At 69.9% G+C, this 3,521-nt stretch carries 1 protein-coding gene; it reads left to right on the top strand.

What is annotated here, in order from left to right:
- On the top strand, window positions 1–3,521 hold a 3,521-nt coding region (locus OGL93_RS22045; protein ID WP_263265149.1), incomplete at both ends, for a condensation domain-containing protein.

The raw sequence follows: 3,521 nt of genomic DNA on the forward strand, positions 1-3,521 counted from the left end.
GCCCATCGCCAACCTGGCGTGTTACGTGCTGGACGCACACCTCGAACCGGTGCCGATTGGCGTGCTGGGCGAGCTGTACCTGGGCGGCGCGGGCCTGGCGCGGGGTTACCACCGCCGGCCCGCCCTCAGTGCCGAGCGTTTCGTCGCCAGCCCGTTCACAGCAGGGCAGCGGCTGTACCGCACGGGGGACCTGGCCCGTTACCGCGCCGATGGCGTGATCGAATACGCCGGCCGGGTGGACCACCAGATCAAGCTGCGCGGCCTGCGCATCGAGCTGGGCGAGATCGAAGCGCGGCTGCTGGAGCACGGCAACGTCCGCGAGGCCGCGGTGCTCGCCGTGGATGGCAAGCAGCTGGTCGGCTATGTGGTGCTGGCCAGCGAGCCGGACGGCTGGCAAGGCGAACTGGCCACTCACCTGGCCGCGCAACTGCCGGACTACATGGTCCCCGCGCAATGGCTGGCCTTGGCCGCCATGCCGCTGAGCCCCAACGGCAAGCTGGAGCGCCGGGCCCTGCCACGCCCTGCCGCGCAAGCCGAGCAAGCCCACTACCAAGCCCCGCACAACGAAGCCGAACAAGCCCTGGCCGGTATCTGGCAAGCCCTGCTGGGGGTAGAGCAGGTAGGGCTGGGTGATAACTTCTTCGCCCTCGGCGGGGATTCGATCATCTCCATCCAGCTGGTGAGCCGCGCCCGCCAAGCGGGCTGGCAACTCAGCCCACGGGATGTGTTCCAGTACCAGAGCCTCGGCGCGCTGGCGCAGGCCGCCAAGGCCGTGGCGCATAGCGTGATCGACCAAAGCCCGGTAACCGGCGAAACCCCGCTGCTGCCGTTCCAGCGGCAGTTCTTCGAACAAGCGATCCCCAACCGCCAGCACTGGAACCAATCCGTGCTGTTGCAGCCTCGCGAGCCGCTGAACGCCGAGGCGCTGGAAGCCGCCGTGGCCGCGCTGCTGGCGCACCACGACGCCCTGCGCCTGCGCTTCAGTGCCGGGCAAGGCGGCTGTCGGGCGGCCCACGCGGCCCCGTCTGGCCAAGCGGTGCTGTGGCAACGCGGCGCGGCAACCACTGATGAGCTGCTGGCCCTGTGCGAGGCGGCCCAGCGCAGCCTCAACCTCAACGAAGGCCCGTTGCTGCGCGCCATGCTGGTAAGCCTGGCGGACGGGACCCAGCGTTTGTTGCTGGTGGTCCATCACCTGGTGGTGGATGGGGTGAGCTGGCGCATCCTCCTGGAGGACCTGCACAGTGCCTACAGCGCGGCGGTTAACGGCCGCGAGGCGGCGTTGCCGGCAAAAACCAGCGCCTTCAAAACCTGGGCGGAGCGCCTGGGCGCCTATGCCCTGAGCGACAGCCTGGCAGCCGAGCAGGCGTTCTGGCAGGCGCACCTGGCTGGCGAAGCCGTGGACCTGCCGTGCCTGGACGCCAGCCTTGAACCCACCCAGGGCGAGGCGGTGCGGGTGCAAACCCGGCTGGATCGTGCCACCACCCAAGCGCTGTTGGGCCAGGCTGGGCAGGCCTATCGCACCCAGGTCAATGACCTGCTGCTCACCGCCCTGGCGCGGGTGATCTGCCGCTGGAGCAACACCGCCAGCCTGCGGGTGCAGCTGGAGGGCCATGGCCGCGAAGACCTCTTCGAGGGCGTCGACCTCAGCCGCACCGTGGGTTGGTTCACCAGCCTGTACCCGGTGCGGCTGACCCCGGCGTTGGAGCTGGGCGCCTCGATCAAGGCGATCAAGGAGCAACTGCGCGCCATCCCTCACAAAGGCCTAGGCTTCGGCGTGCTGCGCTACCTGGCCGGGCCCCACGTGGCCGCCGCCATGGCGCAGCTGCCGCCGGCACGGGTCACCTTCAACTACCTGGGCCAGTTCGACAGCCAGTTCGACCCGCAGGCGTTGCTGCGCCCGGCGCTGGAAGCGGCTGGCGCCGAGACAGACCCGCAAGCGCTACTGGCCAACTGGCTCAACCTGGACGGCCAGGTGTATGGCGGCGAGCTGGTGGTGGACTGGACCTTCAGCGAGCGCCAGTTCGAGCTCGCCCAGGTGCGCACCCTGGCCGAGGCTTATGCCAGCGAGCTGCGGGCGCTGGTGGCCCATTGTGCCAACCCCGGCGAACAGCGCCTGACCCCGTCCGATGTGCCCCTGGCCGGGCTGGACCAAGCCCGGCTGGATGCGCTGGCATCGAGCGCCGGGGCGCTGGAGGACCTCTACCCGCTGTCGCCGATGCAGCAAGGCATGCTGTTCCACAGCTGGATGGCGCCCGGCAATGGCGATTACATCAACCAGCTGCGGCTGGACGTGCAAGGGCTGGACCCGCTGCGCTTCGAACGGGCCTGGCAGGCCGCGCTCGACGCCCACGGCAACCTGCGGGCGAGCTTCCATTGGCCGCAGGGCCAGGGCACGCCACTGCAATGGGTGCATCGCCAGGTCAAACTGCCGTTCACCGTTGAGCCGGCGCAAGCCACCTACGACGAGAACGCCCTCAACGCGATCGCCCAAGCCCAGCGCGAGGCCGGTTTCGACCTGGAACAGGCGCCGTTGCTGCGGCTGCACCTGGTGCCGATGGGGGCGGCGCGGCACCACTTGATCTTCACCTGCCACCACTTGCTGCTCGACGGCTGGAGCACCTCGCGCCTGCTGGGCGAGGTATTGCAGCGTTACGCGGGGCAGCCGCCGGCGCCTGTAGCGGGCACTTACCGGGACTATATCGGCTGGTTGCAACAGCGCGATCAGGCCGCCAGCGAGGCGTTCTGGCGCGAGCAACTGGCCCGGCTGGACGCACCCACGCGGCTGGCCCGGGCGTTCCCGGCCGAACAGGGCAGCGAAGCGGGCCAGGGCGAGCTGTGCCTGCGCCTGCCCAAGGCCGCCAGTGCCGGGGTGCAGGCCCTGGCGCGGCGTTGCCGGGTGACGGCCAACACCGTGGTGCAAGCGGCCTGGGCGCTGCTGTTGCAGCGCTATACCGGCCAGGCCACGGTGTGCTTCGGCGCGACCGTGGCGGGGCGGCCCGGCGACCTGCCGGGCGTGCAAGAGCAGGTCGGGCTGTTTATCAACACGCTGCCGGTGATCGCCCAGCCGCGCCCCGAGCAAGCGCTGGGCGCCTGGCTGCAGCGCCTGCAGGCCGACAACGTGGCGCTGCGTGAGCATGAACACACGCCGCTGTATGACATCCAGCGTTGGGCCGGGCAGGGCGGCGAGGCCCTGTTCGACAGCCTGCTGGTGTTCGAGAACTACCCGGTCGCCGAAGCGCTGCAACAGGCGCCGGCAGGCTTGAGCTTTGGCCCGGTCATGGCTCACGAACAGACCAGCTACCCACTCACCGCGGTGGTGGACCTGGGTGCCGAGCTGGTGATGCGCCTAGGCTTCTCCCACGCGGCCTTTGCACCGGCGCGGATCGCCGAGCTGGGCGAGCACTGGTTGCAGCTGCTCACCGCTATGAGCGAGGCCGAGCAGCGGCCCGTGGGCGAGCTGTGTCGCCTGCCAGGGCTGGCGCGCGCAGCGTTGGTGGACGGCTTTAACGCCACCGCCGTTG

The sequence above is a fragment of the Pseudomonas sp. RIT-PI-S genome, assembly GCF_025642975.1.
In the GTDB taxonomy this organism is placed as follows: Bacteria; Pseudomonadota; Gammaproteobacteria; order Pseudomonadales; family Pseudomonadaceae; genus Aquipseudomonas.